The following is a 1,268-nucleotide window of genomic DNA, read 5'->3' as shown; positions in this document are numbered from 1 at the left end:
GGGACTGCTGCAGGGCTGGTTGACACTCCATCTGTGGGACGAGGTCCCGCTGGAAGGATGTCGCTGTGCCCAAGAAGTTCCCTCCCGAGTTCAAGCGTGACGTCGTGCGGATCGCCCGCCGCGGCGATCTGACCCACGCCGAGGTCGCCGCGGACTTCGACATCTCCGTGGAGTCGGTGCGGCGCTGGGTGCGCCAGGCCGACATCGACGACGGCGTCGTGGACGGCAAGACCACCAGTGAGCAGAACGAGCTGGTCCAGCTGCGCCGAGACAAGCGGCGGCTGGAGCAGGAGAACGAGATCCTGCGCCGCGCGGCGGCCTACTTCGCCGCCGGATCGCTCCCAAAATGAGCTACCCGCTGGTCCGTGACCTGGCCGCCGAGGGGATCCCGGTGCGGTTGACCTGCGGGGTGCTGGGCCACTCCCGGCAGGCGTACTACGCCTGGCTCGACGAGCCGATCAGCCAGCGCGAGCTGGAGGACGCCTACCTGACCAACGCGCTGATCGACGCCCACGGTGACGACCCGGAGTTCGGTTACCGGTTCCTGGCCGACGAGCTCGAGCGAGCCGGTCACGACGTCGGCGAGCGGCGCGTCTGGCGGCTGTGCTCCCAGCAGCGGCTGTGGTCGGTGACCGTCCGCAAGGGCCGCCGTGGGGCGGGGAAGTCCCCGGGGCCGGCGGTCCACGACGACCACGTCCGCCGCGACTTCACCGCGCAGCGGCCGGACCAGGTCTGGGTCACCGACATCACCGAGCACCCCACCGGTGAGGGCAAGGTCTACTGCTGCGCGATCAAGGACCTGTTCAGCAACCGGATCATCGGCTACGCGATCGACGAGCGGATGACCGCCCAGCTCGCCGTCACCGCGCTGCGCACCGCCGTCGCCCGGCGCGCCCCGACCCGGGTCGTGGTGGTGCATTCGGACCGAGGCTCGCAATTTCGAGCCCGGAGCTTCCGGGCGGTCCTCGCCGCCGCGGGTCTGCAGGGCTCGATGGGTCGCGTCGCCTCCGCCGGCGACAACGCCGCCATGGAGTCCTGGAACGCGCTGCTGCAGAAGAACGTCCTGAACCGCCGACGCTGGGCCACCCGCGACGAGCTGCACGACGCGATCGTCTTCTGGATCGAACGCACCTACAACCGCCGCCGACGCCAACGCGCCCTCGGCAAGCTCACCCCCGTCGAGTTCGAGCTCGCCTTCACCACCCAGAACGCCGCCCTTGCGGCATGATCACCACTCACCCGGTGTCAACCGACCCTGCAGCAGTCCC

The 1,268-nt window shown here is 70.0% G+C and carries 1 protein-coding gene; it reads left to right on the top strand.

Annotation, left to right across the window (positions count from 1 at the left end; genetic code table 11):
• The first annotated feature begins 65 nt into the window (after positions 1-65).
• Positions 66-1,228 (top strand): IS3 family transposase gene (locus AB6N24_RS23095; RefSeq protein WP_412871696.1). Its coding sequence is split into 2 segments (ribosomal slippage): positions 66-327 and positions 327-1,228, totalling 1,164 coding nucleotides; the frame shifts between segments, so codons are not numbered across the junction.
• Positions 1,229-1,268: the final 40 nt, after the last annotated feature.

The organism is Cellulomonas jepli, from assembly GCF_047229345.1.
Lineage (GTDB): Bacteria > Actinomycetota > Actinomycetes > Actinomycetales > Cellulomonadaceae > Cellulomonas_A.
This window is presented reverse-complemented; position numbering and strand designations above follow the sequence as displayed.